The sequence below is a fragment of the Dellaglioa sp. CoH-56-MRSF-14 genome (assembly GCF_056782115.1).
In genome coordinates this window covers 1-461 of record NZ_JBXAYB010000027.1, presented here as the reverse complement: position 1 = coordinate 461, position 461 = coordinate 1, and the positions used below count along the sequence as shown (strand labels likewise).

Annotated in this window: 1 protein-coding gene; it reads left to right on the top strand. The window is 53.8% G+C overall.

Translation table 11 applies throughout. The features are described 5' to 3' along the window. A partial coding sequence (locus AC1RPX_RS07700; protein ID WP_481763318.1) for a hypothetical protein occupies window positions 1-461 on the top strand: 461 nt, incomplete at both ends.

Sequence of the window (461 nt, the reverse complement as noted above, 5' to 3'; positions counted from 1 at the left end):
GCCGAGGCGTTCCGCGCAGGTCAGAAATTGCGGCAAGCCTACATCTCGGCAAAGACCGATGAGGAACGCGCTGAGATCAAGGCGCAGCTAAAGACGAAAGGCGACATTCACATTCAAAACGTGTTTCGCTTTTTCAAGCAGTGGGTGGACAAGGATCACCCGCTCCGTCACGCGATTAAGGCGATTGTGTTCGGCACGCTGTACGGTAAGAGCGCAAAGACACTCGGCATCGATACGAAGCAGAGTGACCTTGGCTCCCTAAAAGGACAGATCAGCGCGCTGTACGAAGAGTCGTTGAAGCCCGAGACGGACAAGAAGCGTATGGTCGAAATCAATCGCATGCTGGAAGAGTTGGATCACAAGCTTACGGCATTGATTGAAGAGGATCGCACAGCATACGCGCAGGACATCATCGACAAGATGTTCAAGGCATTTCCGCAGGGTGCTGAGTGGACCGAGGC